This window comes from Xanthomonas sp. NCPPB 3583, from assembly GCF_041475715.2.
GTDB classification, from domain to species: Bacteria; Pseudomonadota; Gammaproteobacteria; order Xanthomonadales; family Xanthomonadaceae; genus Xanthomonas; species Xanthomonas euvesicatoria.
This window is the reverse complement of sequence record NZ_CM191263.1, coordinates 1,616,515-1,639,127: the sequence shown is the minus strand read 5'-3', so window position 1 is coordinate 1,639,127 and position 22,613 is coordinate 1,616,515. Positions and strand designations below refer to the sequence as shown.

General features: G+C 65.0%; 18 protein-coding genes and 1 pseudogene. 14 read left to right on the top strand and 5 right to left on the bottom strand.

Annotation, left to right across the window (positions count from 1 at the left end):
* The first annotated feature begins 28 nt into the window (after positions 1-28).
* Complete coding sequence (gene bamA, locus ACCQ07_RS07325) at positions 29-2,395, top strand: outer membrane protein assembly factor BamA (protein WP_008578281.1); 2,367 nt, start codon at positions 29-31, stop codon at positions 2,393-2,395.
* A gap of 76 nt (positions 2,396-2,471) precedes the next feature.
* Here bamA and ACCQ07_RS07320 read toward each other — a convergent pair whose 3' ends face one another.
* Positions 2,472-2,663: a hypothetical protein gene (locus tag ACCQ07_RS07320; protein WP_011346890.1), complete on the bottom strand. Its 192-nt coding sequence runs from the start codon at positions 2,661-2,663 to the stop codon at positions 2,472-2,474.
* A gap of 128 nt (positions 2,664-2,791) precedes the next feature.
* On the opposite strand from ACCQ07_RS07320, the gene lpxD reads away from it, so the two are divergent.
* The 9 genes and pseudogenes from lpxD (at position 2,792) to ACCQ07_RS07275 (ending at position 13,430) form a co-directional block, all read left to right on the top strand.
* Positions 2,792-3,805, top strand: coding sequence for a UDP-3-O-(3-hydroxymyristoyl)glucosamine N-acyltransferase (lpxD, locus tag ACCQ07_RS07315; protein ID WP_372363938.1), 1,014 nt, complete (start codon positions 2,792-2,794; stop codon positions 3,803-3,805).
* Positions 3,802-4,260 (top strand): 3-hydroxyacyl-ACP dehydratase FabZ, encoded by a 459-nt coding sequence (gene fabZ, locus ACCQ07_RS07310; protein ID WP_003485378.1) that lies wholly within the window; start codon positions 3,802-3,804, stop codon positions 4,258-4,260. The genes lpxD and fabZ overlap by 4 nt, the downstream gene beginning before the upstream one ends.
* Positions 4,261-4,285: 25 nt before the next feature.
* A complete protein-coding gene (lpxA, locus tag ACCQ07_RS07305; RefSeq protein ID WP_011346889.1) occupies positions 4,286-5,077 on the top strand; it encodes an acyl-ACP--UDP-N-acetylglucosamine O-acyltransferase in 792 nt (263 codons plus the stop codon).
* Between the two features lie 29 nt (positions 5,078-5,106).
* Positions 5,107-6,393 (top strand): lipid-A-disaccharide synthase, encoded by a 1,287-nt coding sequence (gene lpxB / locus ACCQ07_RS07300; protein ID WP_014089745.1) that lies wholly within the window; start codon positions 5,107-5,109, stop codon positions 6,391-6,393.
* A complete protein-coding gene (gene rnhB, locus ACCQ07_RS07295) occupies positions 6,390-7,127 on the top strand; it encodes a ribonuclease HII (protein ID WP_051876393.1) in 738 nt (245 codons plus the stop codon). The genes lpxB and rnhB overlap by 4 nt, the downstream gene beginning before the upstream one ends.
* Before the next feature lie 217 nt (positions 7,128-7,344).
* Positions 7,345-10,935, top strand: coding sequence for a DNA polymerase III subunit alpha (dnaE, locus tag ACCQ07_RS07290; RefSeq protein WP_008578273.1), 3,591 nt, complete (start codon positions 7,345-7,347; stop codon positions 10,933-10,935).
* A 183-nt stretch (positions 10,936-11,118) separates the two neighbouring features.
* Positions 11,119-12,078 carry an acetyl-CoA carboxylase carboxyltransferase subunit alpha gene (locus ACCQ07_RS07285; protein WP_008578271.1) on the top strand — a complete coding sequence of 320 codons (960 nt, stop codon included), beginning with the start codon at positions 11,119-11,121 and terminating at the stop codon, positions 12,076-12,078.
* Between the two features lie 57 nt (positions 12,079-12,135).
* Positions 12,136-12,891, top strand: coding sequence for a tetratricopeptide repeat protein (locus ACCQ07_RS07280; RefSeq protein WP_014089740.1), 756 nt, complete (start codon positions 12,136-12,138; stop codon positions 12,889-12,891).
* Positions 12,892-12,915: 24 nt separating this feature from the next.
* Positions 12,916-13,430: pseudogene (locus ACCQ07_RS07275) on the top strand (hypothetical protein).
* Between the two features lie 204 nt (positions 13,431-13,634).
* Here the strand turns inward: ACCQ07_RS07275 and ACCQ07_RS07270 are convergent.
* Entirely contained in the window at positions 13,635-14,081 is a 447-nt protein-coding gene (locus tag ACCQ07_RS07270; protein WP_008578268.1) for a HemJ family protein, read from the bottom strand.
* A gap of 73 nt (positions 14,082-14,154) precedes the next feature.
* Between ACCQ07_RS07270 and ACCQ07_RS07265 the strand changes: the two genes are divergently transcribed.
* Both ACCQ07_RS07265 and ACCQ07_RS07260 read left to right on the top strand, forming a co-directional pair.
* Positions 14,155-14,757, top strand: a complete 603-nt coding sequence (locus ACCQ07_RS07265; protein WP_031421839.1) for a methyltransferase — start codon at positions 14,155-14,157, stop codon at positions 14,755-14,757.
* Between the two features lie 266 nt (positions 14,758-15,023).
* Positions 15,024-16,367, top strand: a complete 1,344-nt coding sequence (locus ACCQ07_RS07260) for a polyhydroxyalkanoate depolymerase (protein WP_008578266.1) — start codon at positions 15,024-15,026, stop codon at positions 16,365-16,367.
* Between the two features lie 128 nt (positions 16,368-16,495).
* Here ACCQ07_RS07260 and ACCQ07_RS07255 read toward each other — a convergent pair whose 3' ends face one another.
* Together ACCQ07_RS07255 and ACCQ07_RS07250 are read right to left on the bottom strand one after the other, a co-directional pair.
* Entirely contained in the window at positions 16,496-17,413 is a 918-nt protein-coding gene (locus ACCQ07_RS07255; protein WP_011346882.1) for a sensor domain-containing protein, read from the bottom strand.
* On the bottom strand, positions 17,410-17,772 hold the full coding sequence (locus ACCQ07_RS07250; protein WP_008578264.1) for a PadR family transcriptional regulator: 363 nt from the start codon (positions 17,770-17,772) through the stop codon (positions 17,410-17,412). The genes ACCQ07_RS07255 and ACCQ07_RS07250 overlap by 4 nt, the downstream gene beginning before the upstream one ends.
* Before the next feature lie 372 nt (positions 17,773-18,144).
* Between ACCQ07_RS07250 and ACCQ07_RS07245 the strand changes: the two genes are divergently transcribed.
* The gene (locus tag ACCQ07_RS07245; RefSeq protein WP_008578263.1) at positions 18,145-19,698 is read left to right on the top strand and encodes an alginate export family protein; all 1,554 of its coding nucleotides are present in this window, start codon (positions 18,145-18,147) and stop codon (positions 19,696-19,698) included.
* Positions 19,699-20,121: 423 nt separating this feature from the next.
* On the opposite strand, the gene ACCQ07_RS07240 is transcribed toward ACCQ07_RS07245, so the two are convergent.
* A complete protein-coding gene (locus ACCQ07_RS07240) occupies positions 20,122-21,498 on the bottom strand; it encodes a hypothetical protein (RefSeq protein WP_372165639.1) in 1,377 nt (458 codons plus the stop codon).
* Positions 21,499-21,935: 437 nt separating this feature from the next.
* Here ACCQ07_RS07240 and ACCQ07_RS07235 point away from each other — a divergent pair, with 437 nt between their 5' ends.
* Positions 21,936-22,610 carry a DUF502 domain-containing protein gene (locus tag ACCQ07_RS07235; RefSeq protein ID WP_011050890.1) on the top strand — a complete coding sequence of 225 codons (675 nt, stop codon included), beginning with the start codon at positions 21,936-21,938 and terminating at the stop codon, positions 22,608-22,610.
* Positions 22,611-22,613: the final 3 nt, after the last annotated feature.

Genomic DNA, 22,613 nt, shown 5'->3' with positions numbered 1-22,613 from the left:
CCCGAATACGACTCCAACCGGATGTGACATGACGCGTCTTCCCACTCGCCGCCTGCTTGCCCTCGCTCTTGCCGCCGGCCTCAGCCTGCCGGCCGTTGCTCTGGCCGTCGAGCCGTTCGTTGCCAGCGACATCCGCGTCGACGGCCTGCAGCGCATCGCCTCCGGCACCGTATTCACCTATCTGCCGGTGAACCGCGGCGACACCGTGGACGATGCCAAGGTGGCCGACGCGATCCGTGCGCTCTACCGCACCGGCTTCTTCGAGGACGTGCAGCTGGACCGCCAGGGCAACATCCTGGTGATCACGGTCAAGGAGCGCCCGGCGATCAACAAGCTCACCGTGACCGGCAACAAGGACATCAAGTCCGAGGAACTGCTCAAGGGCCTGGGTGACATCGGCCTGTCCGAGGGCGGCACCTTCGATCGCCTGAGCCTGGACCGCGTGACCCAGGAACTGACCCGCCAGTACAACAACCGCGGCAAGTACAACGTGGAAATCACCCCGACGGTGAGCCCGCTGGACCGTAACCGCGTCGACGTGGCCATCGCGATCAAGGAAGGCAAGGCGGCCAAGATCCGCCACGTCAACCTGATCGGTACGGAAAAGTTCGCCAACGAGGACATCCTGGACAACTGGGAATCCAAGGAGCACAACTGGGCCTCGTGGTACCGCCGCGACGACCAGTACTCCAAGGAAAAGATGTCCGGCGACCTGGAAAAGCTCAACTCCTGGTACCTGGACCGCGGCTATGTCGACTTCAGCATCGACTCCACCCAGGTCTCGATCAGCCCCGACAAGCGCGATATGTTCATCAGCGCCGGCGTCACCGAGGGCGAGCAGTACAAGATTTCCGAAATCAAGGTGACCGGCGACACCGTGCTGCCGCAGGCCGACATCGAGCGCCTGGTGATCCCCAAGGCCGGCGACATCTTCTCGCGTGCATTGCTGGAGTACACCTCCGATGCGATCACCAACACGCTGAGCAACGTCGGCTACGCGTTCGCCAAGGTCAACCCGATCCCGACGCCGAACCGCGAAGACCGCACCGTGGCAGTGAACCTGCAGGTGGTGCCCGGCCCGCGCGTGACCGTGCGCCGTATCCTCTACAAGGGCAACAGCCGCACCTCCGACGAGGTCTTGCGCCGCGAAATGCGCCAGTTCGAAAACACCTGGTATTCGCAGGCGGCGATCGACCGTTCCAAGATCCGTCTGCAGCGGTTGGGCTACTTCGAAAGCGTGGACGTGGAAACGCCCGCGGTGCCCGGCAGCAACGACCAGGTCGACGTGGTCTACAACGTCAAGGAGACCACCTCCGGCAGCTTCGTGTTCGGCCTGGGCTACTCGCAGAGCTTCGGTGTGACCACCTCGGTGCAGTTGTCGCAGAACAACTTCCTGGGCGGCGGTAACCGCGTGGCAGTGGAGGCTTCGCGCAGCAGCTATCAGCAACGCTACGCGTTCTCCTACACCAATCCGTTCTTTACCGACGACGGCGTGTCGCTGGGCTACAACCTGTCCTGGCGCGCGCTGGATTACTCGGACTTCAATACCGCGCAGTTCAACAGCAAGAATGGCTCGGCGCAGGTGGTGTTCGGCGTGCCGATCACCGAAAACGACACCGTCTCGGCGATGGTGGGTATCGACAGCAACCAGATCACGACCTTCGCGGGCACCACACCGCAGGCGATCATCGACTACATCAATGCGATCGGCACGCGCACCTTCCATGCCTGGCGCACGGAGCTGGGCTGGGCACGCGACACCCGCAACGACTTCTTCATGCCGACCCGCGGCATGTACCAACGCGTGGGCCTGGAGACCACCCTGCCCGGCTCCACGGTCGAGTACTACAAGCTCAACTACCAGATCTCCAACTACTGGCCGATCATTCCGGCGCTGGTGTTGAACACGCGCTTCGAACTGGGCTACGGCGACAGTTACGGGAAGGACAGCACCCGCGTGCTGACCAACCCGGATGGCAGCACCCGCACGGTCACCGCCACCGGCCTGCCGTTCTACGAGAACTTCTACGCCGGCGGCACCAATTCGGTCCGTGGCTTCGAAGACAACACCCTGGGGCCGCGTTCGGAAGCGATCAATGGCTTTACCCGCGGCCAGCCGTTGGGTGGCTCGTTCAAGACGGTGGGCTCGGTGGAAATGTATTTCCCCAAGCTGTTCGACAGCCCGTCGGCGCGCGTTTCGGCATTCGTCGACTTCGGTAACGTGTACAACGGGGTGGACAACTTCAAGGCCAACGAGTTGCGCGCCTCTACCGGTGTGGCGCTGTTGTGGCGCGCGCCTGTCGGCCCCATTTCGATCAGCTACGCATTCCCGCTGAAGAAGGAAGACAACGACGAGATCGAGCGTCTGCAGTTCACCTTCGGCGGCCAGTTCTAAGATTGGCACGCGAAACAATGGCGGCCCGGACGCCCGGGCCGCCATTGTTGTTTGAACACCCTGGTATGAAACAGCTTTAGAAGTAGTTGTTCCAGACATTGCCCAGGCAGGTGGCGGTGGCGCCCCAATCGGATGCGTCCACGCATTGCACCTGCTGGTCCCAGAAGCTCAGCGCGCTGGTGCGCTGCTGCGCGAAATCGTCGGCCGATGCACTGGTGATTGCGCCCAGCAGGATCACGCTACCGAAAATGGAGAGAACAGTTTTCATATGTTTCTTCCTGGGTTCGCCGCATCGTTGCGGCCCGGCAAGCAATACGCTCGACTGTTTAGCCAACTTTTGGCGACGTTTTCCCCCTGTTAAACCAGCCACTTACCGTTTACGCGAGGTTTACCCTGATGCGATTGACCGCCAGTGCGATTGCCGAACAATTCGGGTTGACCGTCGTCGGTGACGGCACCACCGAAGTCAGCGGCGTCGCCACCCTGGCCCATGCCGGCGCAGGCCAGCTGAGCTTCCTGTCCAACCCGCGCTATCGTACGCAACTGGCCGACACCCAGGCCGCCGTCGTGGTGTTGCGTGCCGACGATGCCGACGCCGCCAAGGGCACCGCGCTGGTCGCCAAGGATCCGTATACCGCATTCGCCAAGATCGCCGCGCTGTTCGACGTGGCACCGGTGCGCGAACCGGGCATCCATGCCTCTGCGGTGATCGACCCGACCGCGCAGGTGTCGCCTGGCGCGCATGTCGGTCCGTTCGTCAGCATCGGTGCGCGTAGCCGCGTGGGCGATGGCTGCGTGATCGGCACCGGCAGCATCATCGGCGAGGACTGCGTGGTGGACGAGGGCAGCGAACTGCTCGCCCGCGTCACCCTGGTCACGCGCGTGCGGTTGGGCAAGCGCGTGCGCATCCACCCTGGCGCGGTGATCGGCGCCGACGGCTTCGGCCTGGCCATGGATGCCGGGCACTGGATCAAGGTGCCCCAGCTCGGCGGTGTGGTGATCGGCGACGACTGCGAAATCGGTGCCAATACCTGCATCGACCGCGGTGCGCTGGAAGACACCGTGCTGGAAGAAGACGTGCGCGTGGACAACCTGGTGCAGATCGCGCACAACTGCCGCATCGGCGCGCACAGTGCGATCGCTGGCTGCACCGGCATTGCCGGTAGCGCCAAGATCGGCCGTTATTGCCTGCTGGGCGGGCATGTCGGCGTGGTCGGCCACCTGGAGATCTGCGACAAGGTGGTGATCACCGGCAAGTCTGTCGTGCGTAATTCCATCCATGAGCCGGGCGAGTACTCGTCCGGCACCCCTCTCACCGACAATCGCACGTGGCGCAAAAACGCCGCGCGCTTCAAGCAGCTTGATGTGCTCGCTAGGCGCATCCTGGCTGTGGGCAAGGAGAAAGAATGAGCCACCACGTTTACGAACTGCCGATCGACGTCAGTCAAATCCAGACGCTGCTCCCGCACCGTTACCCGTTTCTGCTGGTCGACCGCATCCTCGAACTCGATCTTGAAACCAAGTGGATCGTGGCGCAGAAGAACGTCAGCATCAACGAGCCGTTCTTCCAGGGCCATTTTCCGAACCGCCCGGTGATGCCTGGCGTGCTGATCATCGAGGCGCTGGCGCAGGTCGGCGGCGTGATGACCCAGCTCGGTCTGGGCCGCGATGCCTTGTCGCAGCTGTTCTATATGGTGAAGGTGGACAAGGCCCGCTTCAACAAGCAGGTGGTCCCGGGTGACGTATTGATCATGGAAGTGCAGATGAAGCGCCTGATCCGCAACGTGGGATGCTTCTACGGCGAAGCCAAGGTCGATGGCGAAGTGGTGGCCAGTGCCGAGGTGATGTGCGCCGGCGCCAGGTAATCACCCGCTTTCGGAGTAAGACACGATGCGCGATTCAACACCTTTGATTCATCCGACGGCGGTCATCGATCCATCGGCAACGCTGGCAGACGACGTCCGCGTCGGCGCCTTCTCGTTGATCGGCGCCGATGTGCAGATCGGGGCGGGCACCGAGGTGGGGCCACATTGCTCGATCCATGGCCCGACCCGGATCGGTCGCAACAACCGCTTCATCGGCCACGCCGCGATCGGCGGCGAACCGCAGGACAAGAAGTACGCTGGCGAGCGCACCGAACTGGTGATCGGCGACGGCAACGTGATCCGCGAATTCGTCACCATCAATCGCGGCACCGGCGGCGGCGGCGGCGTCACCGTGGTCGGCAACGACAACTGGATGCTGGCCTATACGCACGTGGCGCACGACTGCCACGTGGGCAACCACTGCGTGTTTTCCAACAACACCACTCTGGCCGGCCACGTCACCGTGGGCGACTACGTAATCATCAGCGGCTTTGCCGGCGCGCATCAGTTTTGCCGCATCGGCGCGCATGCCTTCCTGGGCATGGGCGCGCTGACCAATGGCGACGTCCCGCCGTTCACCATGGTGGGCAGCGACTCGCTGGGGCGTCCGCGCGGCATCAATAGCGAAGGGCTCAAGCGTCGCGGTTTCGACGCCGAACGCATCACCGCGATCAAGCGCGCCTACCGTACGCTGTACGTGGCCGGCCTGCCGCTGGCCGATGCCAAGCTGCAGCTGGCCGAACAGGCCAAGAGCAGCGAGGATGTGCGCGGCATGCTCGAGTTCATCGAAGCGGCAGAACGGCCGTTGTTACGATGAAGGGAATCGGGAATCGGGAGTCGGGAATCGTGGACGGTCAGCGCAACGGCGCGTCGGTCGGCAGCGACCCGACTGCGCTGCCGATTCCCCATTCCCCACTCCCCATTCCCGGCGCGCATGCGCGCCCTCCCCGCATCGCGCTGATCGCTGGCGAGGCCTCTGGCGACATCCTGGGCGCGGGACTGATCGAGCAGCTGCGGCTGCGCTATCCGAATGCCGAATTCGTCGGCATCGGTGGCGATGCGATGCGTGGGGTCGGTTGCCAGACCTGGTTCGATGCCAGCGAGCTGGCGGTGATGGGCCTGACCGAGGTGCTGCGGCATTTGCCGCGCCTGCTCAAGCTGCGCAGCGCGTTCCGCGAGCGGGTGCTGGCGTGGAAGCCGGACGTGTTCATCGGCATCGACGCGCCGGATTTCAACCTCCCGGTGGAACGCTGGCTCAAGCAGCGCGGGATCAAGACCGTGCACTACGTCAGCCCGTCGGTGTGGGCGTGGCGCGAGAAGCGTGCCGAAAAAATCGGCGTCAGCGCCGATCTGGTGCTGTGCCTGTTTCCGATGGAACCGCCGATCTACGCCAGGCATGGCGTGGACGCCCGTTTTGTCGGCCACCCGATGGCCGACGATATCGCCTACCAGGCCGACCGCGCGGCGGCGCGCGCAACGCTGGGCCTGTCCGCCTCCAGCACCGTCCTGGCAGTGTTGCCGGGCAGCCGGCACGGCGAAATCAGCCGGCTCGGCGACACCTTTTTCCAGGCCGCCTGGCTGGTGTCCGAGCACCTGCCCAACCTGCACGTGCTGGTACCGGCCGCCAATCCGGGCTGCAAGCAACTGCTGGCCGAGCAGCTCTCACGCTCGTCGCTGCCGGTGATGCGCTCGCACCTGCTCGACGGCCAGGCACGCACTGCGATGCTGGCCGCCGACGTGGTGCTGCTGGCCTCCGGCACCGCCACGCTGGAAGCGATGCTGGTCAAGCGCCCGATGGTGGTGGGCTACAAGGTCGCACCGCTCACCTACCGCATCGTCAAGCTGCTGGGCCTGCTCAAGGTCAACCGCTACGCCCTGCCCAATATCCTGGCCAATGACGACCTGGCGCCGGAACTGATGCAGGACGACTGCACCCCCGAGCGCCTGTGCGTGGCACTGCTGGACTGGTTCAAACACCCCGACAAGGTCGCCGCCCTGCAACCGCGCTACCTGGCCCTGCATGCGCAGTTGCGCCGCGACGCGTCGGCGCGGGCAGCGGATGCGGTGGCCGGGCTGCTGGAAGGCAGGGATTCGGAGGTCGGGATTGGGGATTCGGCAGGAGCGAAGGCATGAAAATCATTGCTTTAGGCACCCAAGCCGATAGCGCCGACGCTGAGGCGCGCCAGTCGCCCTTGTTTGACCAATCCCAAATCCCGAATGTCGAATCCCGGCGTTTGATCGCCGGCGTCGACGAAGCTGGCCGCGGCCCGCTGGCCGGTCCGGTGGCCGTGGCGGCCGTGGTGTTCGACCCCGGCAAACCACGCATCAATGGGCTGGACGATTCCAAGCAGCTCACGGCCGAGCGGCGCGAGCAGCTGTATGCGCGCATCGTCGACCGGGCGCTGGCGTGGTCGGTGGTGTTGATCCACAGCGAAGAGATCGACCGCATCAATATCTACCAAGCGACCATGCTCGGCATGCGGCGCGCGGTGGAAGGCGTGGCGCATGTGGCCGGGTTCGCGCGCATCGATGGCAACCGTGTGCCCAAAGGCCTGCCCTGCCCGGCCGAGGCATTGATCGGTGGCGACGCGCTGGACCGCGCCATCATGGCCGCCTCGATCGTGGCCAAGGTGACGCGCGACCGGCTGATGCACGAACTGCACACGCGGCACCCGGAATATCGCTTCGATCAGCACAAGGGCTACAGCACGCCGGTGCATCTGGCCGCGTTGCAAACCCACGGGCCATGCCCCCAGCACCGGCGCAGCTTTGCGCCGGTGCGCCTGGCGCTGGAAGGCCGCAACCCGGGGCCCGGGACCCGGGACCCGGAACAGCTGCAGGTGGGCCGGTTGGTGGTGCCGCTTTAGAGGTCGGGACCCGGGACCCGGAAAAGCACCGGCACAGCAACAGCCAGGAAACGACGAGTGGCGTCCCGCTACGTCTTCCCGCTTTGCTTTCCCGGGTCCCCGGTGCCGGGTCCCGGCTCCTCAAGCCTGGCAGGTCCCCAGGTCCCGCCCCCAGCTGTCAAGCCTTGTTCGCCCCCGCCCCCGCCGGTACCCTGACCGCGCATTATTCCGGTCCCGCATGTCCACTTCCCGCTTCGTCCATCTGCACGTCCACACCGAGTTCTCGCTGGCGGATTCCACCATCCGTGTGCCCGAGAAACCGGATCAGGCTGACCCGAAAAAGGCCAAGCAGGCCAACCTGCTGAGCCGGGCAGTCGAACTCGACATGCCCGCGCTGGCGGTCACCGACCTCAACAACCTGTTCGCGCTGGTCAAGTTCTACAAGGCGGCCGAAGGCGTGGGCATCAAGCCGATCGCCGGCGCCGATGTGATGATCGCCACCCCGGACATGACGCCCTGGCGCATGACCCTGCTGTGCCGCGACCGCGAGGGCTACCTGAGCCTGTCGCGGCTGCTCACCCGCGCCTGGATGGAAGGCCACCGCCCCGAAGGCGGCGTGGCGATCCATCCGGAATGGCTGCAGGCCGGGCACGCCAACCTGTTTGCGCTGGCCGGCCGCGACAGCCTGGCCGGGCGCCTGTTCAACGAGGGCCGCGCGGACCTGGCCGAGCAACAGCTGGCCGACTGGCAGCGCGTGTTCGGCGATGGCCTGCACCTGGAGCTCACCCGCACCGGGCGCGAGGGCGAAGAACGCTTCAACCAGTTCGCCCTGCACGCCGCGGGCGTGCGCGGGCTGCCGGTAGTGGCCAGCAACGACGTGCGTTTTTTGTACGCCAGCGACTTCAATGCGCACGAAGCGCGCGTCTGCATTTCCTCCGGCCGCGTGCTCGACGACCCCAAGCGCCCGCGCGAGTACAGCGACCAGCAGTACATGAAGTCCAGCGAGGAGATGGCGGCGCTGTTCGCCGACATCCCCGACGCCATCGACAACACCCACGCGCTGGCGCAGCGCTGCAACATCGAGATGCGCCTGGGCACCTACTTCCTGCCCGCCTACCCGGTGCCGGAAGACGAGACGCTGGACAGCTGGATCCGCAGCCAGTCGCGACAGGGTCTGGCCGCACGCCTGGAAAAGAACCCGATCGCGCCGGGCAAGACCCGCCAGGACTATGTGGACCGGCTCGAATTCGAGCTGGACACCATCATCAAGATGGGCTTTCCCGGCTACTTCCTGATCGTGGCCGACTTCATCCAGTGGGGCAAAAACCAGGGCATTCCGATCGGCCCGGGCCGCGGTTCCGGTGCCGGCTCGCTGGTGGCCTGGGCGCTGCAGATCACCGACCTGGACCCACTGCCCTACAACCTGCTGTTCGAGCGCTTTTTGAATCCAGAGCGCGTGTCGATGCCCGACTTCGACATCGACTTCTGCATGGACCGCCGCGACGAAGTCATCGACTACGTGGCGCGCAAATACGGCCGCGAACGCGTCAGCCAGATCATCACCTACGGCACCATGGCCGCCAAGGCGGTGGTGCGCGATGCCGGGCGCGTGCTGGGCTTCTCGTATGGGCTGGTGGACAGCGTGGCCAAGCTGATCCCCAACATCCTGGGCATCACGCTCAAGGACGCGATGGGCGAAGGCAAGGACTCGGAGATGGCCTCGCCGGACCTGATCCAGCGCTACCAGGTCGAAGACGACGTGCGCGACCTGATGGACCTGGCGCGCCAGCTCGAAGACCTCACCCGCAACGCCGGCAAGCACGCCGGCGGCGTGGTGATCGCCCCCGATCCACTCTCCGAGTTCTGCCCGCTGTTCGCCGAACACGACGAAGATGGCCGCGGCAAGAACCCGGTGACCCAGTTCGACAAGGACGACGTCGAAGCGGTGGGCCTGGTGAAGTTCGACTTCCTCGGCCTGCGCACGCTGACCATCATCGATTGGGCGGTCAAGGCGATCAACGTGCGCCACGCGCGCGCCGGCATCGACCCGGTCGACATCACCGCCATTCCGCTCGACGACGTGCCCACCTACAAGGGCGTGTTCGCCTCGGGCAATACCGGTGCGGTGTTCCAGTTCGAGTCCTCGGGCATGCGCCGCCTGCTCAAGGACGCGCGCCCGGACCGCTTCGAGGACCTGATCGCGCTGGTGTCGCTGTACCGCCCCGGCCCGATGGACCTGATCCCGGACTTCAACGCGCGCAAGCACGGCCAGCAGGAGATCGTCTACCCCGATCCGCGCACCGAAGTCATCCTGAAAGACACCTACGGCATCATGGTGTATCAGGAGCAGGTGATGCAGATGGCGCAGATCGTCGGCGACTATTCGCTGGGCGGCGCCGACCTGCTGCGTCGCGCGATGGGCAAGAAGGTGCCGGCCGAAATGGCCAAGCACCGCGAAATCTTCCGCGAAGGTGCGGCCAAGGGCGGCGTGAGCGCAGCCAAGGCCGACGAAATCTTCGACCTGATGGAGAAGTTCGCCGGCTACGGCTTCAACAAGTCGCACGCCGCCGCCTACGCGTTGGTCAGCTACCAGACCGCGTGGCTGAAACGGCATTACCCGGCCGAATTCATGGCCGCCACGCTGTCCTCTGACATGGACAACACCGACAAGGTGGTCGGCTTTCTCGATGAAGTGCGCAACCTCGGCCTCACCGTCAAACCGCCGCGCGTCAACGAGTCAGCGTACATGTTCGAGGCCGCCAGCCCGGACACCATCCAGTACGGCCTGGGCGCGATCAAGGGCGTCGGCCAGGGCGCCTGCGAGGCGATCGTCGAAGAGCGCCAGCGCGGCGGCCCTTACACCACGCTGCTGGATTTCTGCACGCGCGTGGGCACCGCAAAGCTCAACCGGCGCACGCTGGAAGCGATGATCAATGCCGGCGCGATGGATGGGCTGGGCAAGAACCGCGCCTCGCTGATGCTGCAGCTGCCCGAGGTGATGAAGGCCACCGAGCAGATGGCGCGTGAGCGCGCCTCCGGGCAGAACTCGCTGTTCGGCGGGCCGGACCCGAGCGCCCCGGCAATGCGCCTGGACCTGCCCGAAAGCAAGGAATGGCCGTTGGGCCAGCTGCTCACCGGCGAGCGCGAAACGCTGGGCTTCTACCTCAGCGGCCACCCGTTCGACCCGCACCGCGAAGAAGTGCGCGAGCTGGTTGGCTGCGACCTGGGTGCGCTGGAAAAGATCCTGGCCTCGCAACAACGTGGCGGCGGTGGGGGCGGTGGCGATGGCGAAAAACGCGCCTGGCGGCCGGAAGTGAGCGCGATCCTGGCCGGCCAGGTGGTCGGCGTACGCCGCAAGGGCGACAGCCAGGTGTTCGTGCAGCTCGAAGACGGCCGCGGCCGGGTCGAATGCAGCGCGTTTTCCGATGCGATGGCCGAATTCGGCCACCTGCTCACCCGCGACCGCATCCTGATCGTCAAGGGCGGCCTGCGCGAGGACGAATTCAACGGCGGCTACAGCCTGCGCATCCGCCAGTGCTGGGACTACGAGCAGATCTGCGCCGACCACGCGCAGCGGCTGTCGCTGCGCCTGGACCTGCGCGAAAAGCAGGCCTTCAAGCGCATCGACGCCCTGCTGGCCAAGCACCGCCCCGGCAAGACGCCCCTGCGCCTGGACTTGCTGCTACGCGCGCCCAGCGGCGGCGTGGCCGGCATGCTCGACCTCAACGGCAACCACTCGGTGCGCATCGACCAGCAGCTGATGGACGGCCTGCGCGCAGACCCGGCGGTGCGGACGGTGAAGATCAAGTACAGCCCACCGTGGGCGTGAGGGGCCGGGATTGGGGATTGGAGATTGGGGATTTGTAACGGCAGTCTACTGGCACGTCGAAGCCGCGATAGTGCTCTTGCGAATCCCGGATCCCCAATCCCGGCCATGCAACCGCACGGCTGCGTACGGGCCAGCCACACCGCTTCAGCTACACTCCCCGCCTTACGTTGACGACGCCATTGCATGAATCCTAACTACCTCGACTTCGAGCAACCCATCGCCGATCTGGAAGCAAAGATCCAGGAACTGCGCAAGGCCAGCACCGGGCCTGCGGTCAACGTGGAGACCGAAGTGCGGGCGCTGCGCGACAAGCTGCGCGTGCGCACCGCGCAGATCTTCCGCGATCTGTCGGCCTGGCAGGTCTCGCAGCTGGCGCGTCATCCGCAGCGCCCGTACACGCTGGACTACATCGACACCATCTGCGACGAATTCCAGGAGTTGGCCGGCGACCGCGCCTATGCAGACGACAAGGCCATCGTCGGTGGCCTGGGCCGCATCGACGGGCGCCCGGTGGTGATCATCGGCCACCAGAAGGGCCGCGACACCAAGACCAAGGTGGCGCGCAACTTCGGCATGCCGCGCCCGGAGGGCTACCGCAAGGCCTTGCGCCTGATGAAGCTGGCCGAGCGCTTCCGCCTGCCGCTGCTGACCTTCATCGACACCCCCGGCGCCTACCCTGGCATCGGCGCCGAAGAGCGCGGCCAGAGCGAGGCGATCGCGCGCAACCTGCTGGAAATGGCCGAGCTGAAAATTCCGGTGATCTGCACCGTCATCGGCGAAGGCGGCTCCGGCGGTGCGCTGGCCATCGGTGTGGGCGACCGCACCCTGATGCTGGAATACGGCACCTATTCGGTGATTTCGCCGGAAGGCTGCGCCTCGATCCTGTGGAAGGACGCGGCCAAGGCCAAGGACGCCGCCGAACAGCTCGGCCTGACCGCCAAGCGCCTGAAGGGCCTGGGCCTGGTCGACAAGGTGATCCGTGAACCCACCGGCGGTGCGCATCGCAATCCCGAACAGATGGGCAAGCGCCTGAAAGCGGTGCTGCTCAACGAGCTGGACGCGCTGGAAAAGATTCCAGTGGATGCGTTGCTGCAGCAGCGCTACGAGCGCCTGCGCAGCTATGGTGCCTACGAAGGGCATTGATTCGCACGATGGCCGGCCGCGCCCAGTGCGCGGCCATGGAAAGGACGCCACACCCGCATGTCTCCGCTCCTGCTGATCTCGCTGCTGCTGCAAGCCGCCTGCTGCGTCCACGTCGTGCGCAGCGGGCGCCCCCTGTACTGGATCTTCCTGCTGCTGGCGTTTTCGCTGCTGGCGGTGCTGGTCTATGTGTGCGTGGCGGTCATCCCCGATCTGCGCAACGACCCCAATGCACGCCGTCGCCTCAAGCGCATACGCAGCACCCTGGATCCGCAACGCGAACAGCGCGATGCCTCGCGCCGGCTGGATGTGGCCGACACTCCGGAAAATCGCCGCCAGCTCGCAGAGACCTTGCTGGCGCGCGGCGATTACGCCCAGGCCGCCGAGCATTACCAGGGCGCGTTGCGCGGCTTGTATCGCGATGATCCGCACCTGATGCTCGGTCTGGCCAAAGCCCAGTTCGGGCTGGGCCAGCCACAGCAGACGCGGCAGACCCTGGATGCCTTGATCGCGGCCAACCCCAGCTTCCGCTCGCATGACGGGCATCTGCTGTATGCACGCGCGGTCGAAGGCAGCGGCGACACCGAGGCTGCGCTGCACGAGTACGAAACGCTGGCCCAAGGCTATTCGGGCGAAGAAGCGCGCGTGCGCTATGCGCAACTGCTGCAGCGCATCGCACGCAATGACCAGGCCAGGGCGGTGTACGAACAGGTGCTGCGTCACGCCGCCGCCTCGCCCAAGCATTACCAACGCGAGCAACGCGCCTGGGTCGACCTGGCACGCAAGGGCCTGCGCGAGCTGGACACCAGCGCCTGAGGGCCGCCGACAAGACGCTCGCAGCTGCAGGTCACATGCATTGAATCGCTCGGCAACGAATCGCTCGGCACCTGATCAAGGCCATCAACGTGCAAAGGAAGCCTGAAATCGAGGCAGTTCTGAAAGCCGAGATCGATCATCTGCTGGAGCAATCCACACAGCGGTTTCGCAGCGGCGCCCTGGCGGAATCGCTCGCCCTGGGATTACAGGCGTGGGCGCTGATCCCCGGACCCAAGGCGAACTGGGACTATTACCCGCAAAGCCTGTCTGCAAGTTTCGTCAAGGATTACGCCGACCTGCACGATCAGGAAAACGTGCATCGATGGATCGAGGTGATGGCGCTGATGTACGACGACCCAGACCACACCGATCATCTTGTGCTGATGACCGAAGGCGAGGCGATGCTGCAGCTCGGCGATGAGGCACGTGCCTGCGCTGCCTTCGGCAAAATTCACGCGCTGTACGGCAAAAAGGGATTTGCCGGACACCAGAAACGGTATCTGGAGATGCTGCTCAAGCCACACCCGACCGGCGCATGAATTCATATGCGCCCTAGCGCGGCCTGCCGGATTCATCGACCCTTGCCCCGGTGCGCACATCGCGACGTCACTGGCCGTCCCATCATGAAGCACCGCAGGCATTCGCGGTGGGACACCGGAATGCCCCGCATTTTTAGCAGTGGCAGCTGTGGGCACCTGCGCGCCGAAGCCGTCGGGCGTACGTAGATGCGGTGCGCAATGCGCTCAGAACGGCTTGGCCAGCACCAGCCAGATCACGCCGACCAGCAGGATCACCGGTGCTTCATTGAACCAGCGCAACGCCCGCCCGCTGGGCACTGCACGCCCCTGTTCGGCGCCTTTGACCCAGCGGCCGGACACGATGTAGTGGGCCAGAATCAAGGCCACGGCAAACAGCTTGGCGTGCAACCAGCCGCCAGCGACCATCGTCGGGAAATCCGGAATGACCCGGTAGCCCTGCCATAGCACCGCGCCCAGCAGCAGCGCCAGACCGAGCATGCTGTGACCGAATGTGTAGAGCCGCCGCCCCATCAACACCAGGCGCGCGCGCACCGCGGTGTCGCTGCCGGCTTCGGCGATGTTGACCAGAATGCGCGGCAGGTAGAACACCGCGGCCATCCAGGCGATCACGAACAACAGATGGAAGGTCTTGATCCACAAATACAGGGTCATGCGCTGGCTCCGCTGGCTCGCGTAGGATGGCCCGCATTTTCACCTATCCGCGCGCGCGAAAGCAGCCAAGCCCATGCAGCAGTCCGCCTCCAAACAATACGACGCCCACTATTTCCGCCGCTGGTATCGCGATGCCGGCCTGGCCGATCCCGCGCGCCTGCGACGCAAGGTCGCACTCGCCGTCGCACAGGCCGAGTACTACCTGGAACGACCGATCCGCAGCGTGCTCGACGTCGGCTGCGGCGAGGCCGCGTGGCGCGCGCCGTTGTTGGCGTTGCGGCCGAAGCTGAGCTATCTGGGTTTCGACAGCAGCGCCTATGCGGTGCAGCGTTATGGCCGCAGCCGCCAGATCCACCCCGCCCGCTTCGGCGACTTCGCCTGGTTGCGCCCGTGCGCACCGGTGGACTTGCTGATCTGCTCGGACGTGCTGCATTACGTGCCCACCCGCGAATTCAACCAGGGCCTGCCTGGATTGGCCGAGATGTGCGCAGGCGTGGCGTTTCTGGAAGCCTTCGCCGAAGAAGATGCGTTCGAGGGCGATCACGACGGTTTCCAGGCGCGACCGGCGCGCTGGTATCGCAAGCGCTTCGCCAGCGTGGGCTTCGCTGCGCTGGGGTCGCACTGCTGGCTGTCGCCGCAGCTGGCTGACCAGGCATCGGCGCTGGAGCGCGGCTGAGCGGGATGGTGGCTGCCAGCGAGCAGCGCGTGGGGGTATCGCGTCGCCTGGAGCCATCGCTGCGTCGATCGCCCAGCACCTTCTCCCCCGCTCCGCGCCCTGCCCGCGCTTGCGGCGGGGCGCTCAAGGTACGCGTCAGGTGGTGCGCAAGGCCTGTCGTCGCGCCCCGCAGTCAAGGCGCTCGCCTTCCAGAAATCGCTGCCACAGCGCTGTGACAGCCTCAACCGTCCGCAGCCCCATTAAGGTGCAAATGCGCCAAAACCGGTATGCTGCGCGGCAGCAAAACCGCACGGATGGGTGGAATGCTTTATCAACTGCATGAGCTGACCCGCAATCTGCTAGCCCCCTGGGTGCATCAGGCCCAGGCGAACGCCAAGATGTTTTCCGACCCCGACAGCCTGTGGGCCTCGCTCCCGGGCGCCGAGCGTATGGCCGCCAGCAACGAGCTGTTCCACCGTCTGGGCAAGGAATACGAAAAGCCGGCCTGGGCGCTCGACGATGTCGAGGTCGACGGCCATTCGCTGCCGATCATCGAACGCGAAGTGCTGAGCAAGCCGTTCTGCCGGTTGCTGCGCTTCAAGCGTTTCAGCGATCACGTCGAACTGATCGGCAAGATGAAGGAGCAGCCCGCCGTGCTGGTGGTTGCGCCGTTGTCCGGCCACCACGCCACGTTGCTGCGCGACACCGTGCGCACCCTGCTGCGCAACCACAAGGTCTACGTGACCGATTGGGTGGATGCGCGCATGGTGCCGCTGGAGGCCGGCGCGTTCCGGCTCGAGGACTACATCACCTATATCCAGGAGTTCATCCGCCACATCGGCGCCGAGCGCCTGCATGTGGTGAGCGTGTGCCAGCCCACCGTGCCGGTGCTGGCGGCAGTGTCGCTGATGGCCAGCAACGACGAGCCCACCCCGCGCTCGCTGGTGATGATGGGCGGTCCGATCGATGCGCGTCGTAGCCCCACCCAGGTCAACAACCTGGCCACGGAAAACGGCATCGAGTGGTTCCAGAACAACCTGATCCACACGGTGCCGTTCCCGTATCCGGGCCATGGCCGCCAGGTGTATCCGGGCTTCCTGCAGCACGCCGGCTTCCTGTCGATGAACCCCAACCGGCACGTGATGTCGCACTGGGATTTCTACACCGACCTGGTCAAGGGCGACCTGCAGGATGCGCAAGCGCACCGGCAGTTCTACGACGAATACAACGCCGTGCTCGACATGCCGGCCGAGTATTACTTGGACACCATCCGCGTGGTGTTTCAGGAGTTTTTGCTGCCCCAGGGCAAGTGGAAAGTGGACGGCCAACTGGTCAAGCCATCGGCGATCCGCAATACCGCGCTGCTGAGCATCGAAGGCGAACTGGACGACATCGCCGGCCTCGGCCAGACCGAGGCGGTGCACGATCTGTGCACCGGCATCGATGCGGCGCATCGTCGTCACCTGGTCGTGGAAGGCGCCGGTCACTACGGCATTTTCAGCGGCCGCCGCTGGCGCGAGGTGGTGTATCCGCAGGTGCGCGAATTCATCGCGCGCTACGATGCGGATCCGGTCGGTAGCCGCGACCTGGCCACCGTGACCCCGATCCGCAAGCGCGGCAAACGCGCCTGAGGTACCCAAGAAAATCCCCGGCAATGCCGGGGATTTTCATCTTGATCTGCGTGCAACCGCCACAGCGCGTCATGCCAGCGGCAAGTACCACCATCGACCTGCGCACGCTGACATCTAGGCAAGGCGCATCACGCAGCCGCCTCTCCGCTCCTGACCAGCAGTTGCTTGGCGAACATGCCGTGCAGCTTGCCGAACGCGCGTGCCAGATGCAGCGTAACGAACAACAACAGCACGCCCACCGCGAACAACGGCAGCGTCAGCCAGGCGCTGGTGATGTCCAGGCCATCCCAGGTCAGCACGGCGACCTGGTCGAACAACGCCGCGATCGGTGAAGCGGCCAGGCCCAACGACAGCGATAGCAGCGTGCAAAACACGGTGAAATACACAATGCCCAGCGGCAGCATCAGCAGGAAGTACAGCATCGTGCTCCAGGTCCGCGCGTCGGTAAACATCGCGCCGATGCGCTGCAGCCAACCGCCTTGCAGGCCCGGGTGTTGCGGGCGACGCGGCATGCGCACACCCAGCAACGTCTCGACCACGCGGCCTTCCACCAGCGACAACACCCGCACCGAGCCGAAGAACAACACCAGCAGCGGCACGCCGATGATCAGGATCAGCATCCCCACCGACAGGCTGGCGCCGGTCACGACCCAGGTGAAATAGAACACCCCGGTGAGCAGTGACAGCAGCATGTAGAACAATGCGCCATAGGTGCGCGGGTCGGCAGCCACGCCGAAGAACGTGCCGATCCACGATGCCCGCTGCGGTGGCACCGGGGGGCGCAGTGCGCGTGCCACAGTCACTTCGGTTTCGCGGTAGATCTCTGCCACTTCCTCCGGGGCGCCGTAGCTGCTGGCCACGCCGGCAATGACCTCGGCCTCGCTCTTGCCCTGCTGTTCTGCCAGTTCGGAACGCAGATACTCTTCGGCGTCGTACAGCGCGTCCTGGATCATTGCCGGATCTGCCCCGGACAGCGCCTGGCGCAGCTGCAGCAGATAATCGCCAATGGTGGTCGGCAACGGGTGTGCCTGTGCAATCGTGTTCATGAGTGGGTCCCCTCCAGCACGGAATCAACGGAATCTCGGGTGGCACGCCAGGCGGCGGTCCAGTCGCGCAGGCAGTCACGCCCGCTGTCGGTGATGCGGTAATACCGCCGCGGCGGCCCGGAGGCCGAGGGTTCGACATGGCTGTGCAGCAACCCGGCCCCTTCCAGATTGCGCAGCACCGGATACAGGGCACTCTGCTTGCCGCTAAGCACGCCCTCCAGACGCTCGAGCCGCTTGGCGATGAGGTAGCCGTACAGCGGTGCATCGGCCTGCGCCAGGACGGCCAGCAAGGCCAACGACACGGTGCCCGCACTCAGTTCCTTCTGAAATTTGCGTAGGTGGATATCCGGCTCGCTCATCGGCCATCTCCGCTAGGTTGAAGGTGATGCTATGTAGAACCTAGCTATAGTGAATGTGCCGGTAGTCACGGGCGGGATTGGGGAGTCGGGATTGGAGATTCGCGAAAGCAAGAACAAAGGCGTGGTCGCCAGCTTGTGTGAGTAATTGTCAGCATCGCAGCGAACTCCACCGCAAAACGCAGCGCCGCCGTTGCGAATCCCCAATACCGAATCCCGACTCCCCGCCCCGCTAGCGCCCGCCTGCGTAAACCCAGTGCGTTCATGAGCTTAGAACCTTTGGGTTACTGCCTTTCTGGCACGGCTTTACTACAGTCGGTGTCCCCCCTGCCGATACCTTTCGCCTAGGGGTTTTCACTTTCGACGGGGAATACGATGCAAATGACACGCTTGGCGCAGCCGGCCATGGCTGATACTTCCTTTGGTGCCACACGGCGCCTGTGCCTTGCGATCGGGTTGGCGCTGCCGGGCCTTGGCCTGGCGCAGGTGCAGCCGGCGCCGACCAATGCCGAGCAGGCGGTCGCCGAGCCGGCCAAAGCGCCGGTCACCGCCGCACCGGCAACCGCCAAGGGCTATCCGCTCGAAGCGCAGGGTTGGGGTGCCAAACAAGGCGGCAACATGTGGCAGGTGCGCTGGGCCGAAGACTGGTCGTATCTGAAGGACCCGTCCAAGCGCAAGAGTCCGTTCGATCCGCTCAAGTACATTCCGCTCAACGACGACGGCGATGTGTACGTGTCGCTCAGCAACGAGTTGCGCGTGCGCAGCAATACCATCACCAATCCGGGCCTGATTCCCGGCAGCCATTCGCAGCAGCAATATCTGCTGCGCGCCTTCTTCGGCGCCGACTTCCATGTAGGCGAGCACTTCCGTCTGTACACGGAATTGGCGCATGGCAGCCTGGACGGGCGCAACGAAGGCACCAAGACCGGCACCCAGGAAAACAACGCGATCCTGCAGCAGGTGTTCTTCGACGTGAAAGGCCGGATCGGCAGCGCCGACACCGGCTTGCGCGTCGGCCGCCAGGTGTTCGTCGATGGCCCGACCACGCTGATGGCGCTGCGCGACAACACCGATATCTTCGTGACCTTCAACGGCGCGCGCGCCTGGGCAATTGGCGACAGGACACGTGTTGACCTGTTCGATTTCAATTTCAACATCGATGGCACCGAAGGCCTCGGCGATGATCGCATCGACCGCTCGCGGCACTTCCGCGGCGTGGTCGGTGGCTACCGCCTGGCGACTGCCAAGCCGATGTACCTGGAGCCGTTCTTCTATCAGTTCCGCAACGACAACCAGGTGTGGGGACGCCAGACCGCGGAAGAAAACCGCAATTACTACGGCCTGCGCCTGTGGGGCAATGTGGGCAAGCTGCGCACCGATTCGTTCGTGACCGTGCAGCGCGGCAGCTTCGGTGGACGCGACCTGCGCGCCTACATGGCCAGTACCTCCAATGCCTGGTCGTTGAGCGAATCGGGCTGGAAGCCGCGCCTGGGCTTCCATAGCGAAATCGCCTCTGGTGGCGGCGGCACCTCCGGCACCGGCACGTTGCGCAACAACAACTTCCTGTACGGCAACACGATCTACTTCAGCTGGGCCACGTTCTTCGGCCCGGTAAACCTGGTCACGGCTGCACCGACGTTGACGTTCTCGCCGACCTCCAAGCTCACCGTGAACCTGGAGTGGGAAACGCTGTGGCGCCAGACCACCAGCGATGCGATCTACAACAACCAGGCACGCGCCTACGCACGCACCCAGAACACCGGCGAGCGCCGCATCGGCACCATGCCGCGCATCAACGCCACCTGGAACATCGACCCGAACTGGTCGGTGACCTTCCGCGCCGAACATCTGATGGCCGGGCCGGCGTTGGAGAAGGCCGGCTACGGCGATTCGACCTTTGTGATGGGCTGGTTGAACTTCCGCTTCTGACCACAGCCGTTGGGTGCGTCATGCATCCCCAATAGGCAGTGGCGTCATCACATGCCGCGTCCCGCAAGGACGCGGCATGTTGTTTTTTTACGTGCGGGCATGCCGATGACAGCGAACAAGGCAGACACAGACGCGCGCGCTGCATTCAAGGCGTAAGGTCGTCCTGACCTCCGGCCGCTTCAGGCAACCAACGCACCACTGCGCAGATACCAGGCAGGCGTGGCGGATGCTTCGCATCGGCATTGCCACGCACGCTGATACATGCGCGCCTCCGAGCGCACCTGGCGACTGCTCGATCCGATTGACTGCTATCCGTCGGAGGTCGCCAGGCAGCCGCTGCGGATGCAAGCATTGCGCATGCAAGCGCAGACCGCCTGCACCAGCGCTGCGACCTGCGCCTGGCGATGCGGAAGGCGTCTTGTTTTAGTGAGCCGCTGAGGCTGCCTGTGTGGCCGCGATCGCACTGCCTGGCAACGGCCAGCGATCATTGCCCGCCACGCCCTCCGGTCGTGCGTACTGCCGAAGCGTCAGGCTCTTGCCGTCGTTTCCGGTGCCTAGCGGGCGCACCTGTCCACGCAACGCAGGCGGTAGCGCGGCGATCTGCTGCGCCAGCGGCGTTGTCGGCGCAGGATGGTCGCGCAACCACTGCAGCGCCGACAGCGCGCGCAATGCAGCGGCGGTGTCCTGCATCTTGTGCTGATAGTTGACGTAGTCCGGATGCGACACGCTTGCCAGCAAACACCCGGTTGCATTGGCGATGCAGGCCACCGATGCGGTCTGGGGCAGCGGGATCAGCGTTTGCGGAACCGGCCGATCCTGCGCCAGCAAGGTCCGCACCGGCGCGCTGCAGGCCCAGGTAAAGGTGGGCGCCAGCAAGGCCTGGGTGCGGTCGTCGTCCAGCAACCGCAACGGGAAGCGGTCTTGCCAGGACGATTGGCTGCCTTGCGTCAACGCATCCTCCTGCAGCATCGCAAATACCATCCGCGATTCACCGTGCAACGCGTGACACAGCGCGATCTCATCCACCGGCAGCGGCGCAAAGGCAGCGGCGCATTGCGCGGGCAGCGGATGCTGCGCCGGCAATTCGGCCAGCATGTCGGCAAACAGGTGCGCATTGCCGCGCAACATCGCCGCGCCGATCATCGTGATCGCCAGATTGTCGCTACTGCGCATCAGGACACGGGCCACCTGCGCATCGGTGCAGACACCGGACAAGGCCTGGGTGGTGCGCCCCTGGACAAAGTCCAAGGCGCTGGCCGTCATCGACAAGGACATGCGCGGCAGTTCGGGCAACGGCGTATCGGCGCGTGGACGGAACGGGCTGCGGTAGTCGGCGTGTTGCGCCAACGCCCGCATCCGCGCCAGCATCGGTGCCTGTGCGGCCAGCGCAGCGGCATAGGCCTGCGGTTGTTCGCGCACGCGCTGCAAGCATCCGCCAGCGCTGGCCATGCATAGCGCAGGCGCGCCGGATGGCCAACCTGGCAAGCGCCGATAGCCTGCAGCGGCGCTTTGGAATGCCGCATGCTCCGGCAACCGATTGAATCGCGCGAGGTCTTGCGCCAGCACTGTCTCGCGCTGCGCCTCGGGAATCGCGTACGACAACGACCACAGCGCCCCGAACATGTTGCTCCCGCGCAACGGTGGAAGCGGCTGGCGCAGCTGCGCCAACGCCTCACGCTGCGATTCGGGAATCGGCCAATGCCTGGAGACCGTATACAGCGCCAGCACCGCTGCGATCAGGATGCAGACACCGAGCAAGGCGGCTTTGAGAAATTTGGCGAGCACGTGCGAAAGATCCATCCCTGGGAGCTGCGCATCTTAGTGCCATCTGCGCAGGCCTGCGATGGGCATAGACGCATCGCGTGCCTTGGGGCTACAGACCATCGGCAACCGTGTGTCTGGCGGCCCGCGCAACGTTGGGCAATGACACCGCGCGCTGGCGATGGGCGGTGGTCTCAGTAAGTGGTTGAAAGAATCCGGGTGCTGGCAGACATCGCCCCACCCTTCATCCGCCGCTGCGCGCCATGGTTCCCGACGGCAGGAGGGCTGTACGAGCCGAACGGGTTGCCCGCTGCCGCTGGGCTGCGGGTACCGCCAGGTCGATGTCGAGGTAAGTACAGGAATCATGGGATTGCAGCGGATCGCGGCACGCGAAACACTCTTGCCAATCGCGAATGCCTGCTGCCAAACCCCGCCCCCAGCTCCACCGAGCGTGGCCGAATGCCTACACTATGGCGATGTCCGAATCCCCCACTCCCCACGTCCGCCCTTCCCTGCAACGGGTCTTTCTGACCGGGTTGCTCACCTTGCTGCCGGTCTGGTTGACCTGGGTGGTGGTGAAGTTCGTTTTCTCGCTGCTTTCGGGCATCAGCAGCCCGTGGGTGGTGCCGCTGTCCGAACGCATCGCTGCCTCGTTCCCCGATTACCTGGGCTGGTTCAAGGCGCTGTGGGTGCAGAACACCATCGCGTTGATCGCCACGGTGGCAGTCATCCTGTTCGTCGGGATCCTGAGCCGGCGCGTGATCGGCCAGCGCTTGCTGCGCTGGTTCGAGGCCATCATGCGGCGCATTCCGCTGGCCAGCGTGGTCTACGACAGCGCGCGCAAGCTGCTGGACATTTTGCAGACCCAGCCCGGCAGCACCCAGCGCGTGGTGCTGATCGATTTCCCACATCGCGACATGAAATCGGTGGGCCTGGTCACCCGCGTGATCAAGGAACAGGGCACCGGCCGCGAGCTGGCCGCGGTCTACGTGCCCACCACGCCCAACCCCACCTCCGGCTACCTGGAAATCGTGCCGGTGGAACTGCTCACGCCCACCGACTGGAGCGTGGATCAGGCAATGAGCTTCATCATTTCCGGTGGCGCCGTGGCGCCCGAATCGGTTCCCTTCACCCGGACTGCGGATCGCTGACAC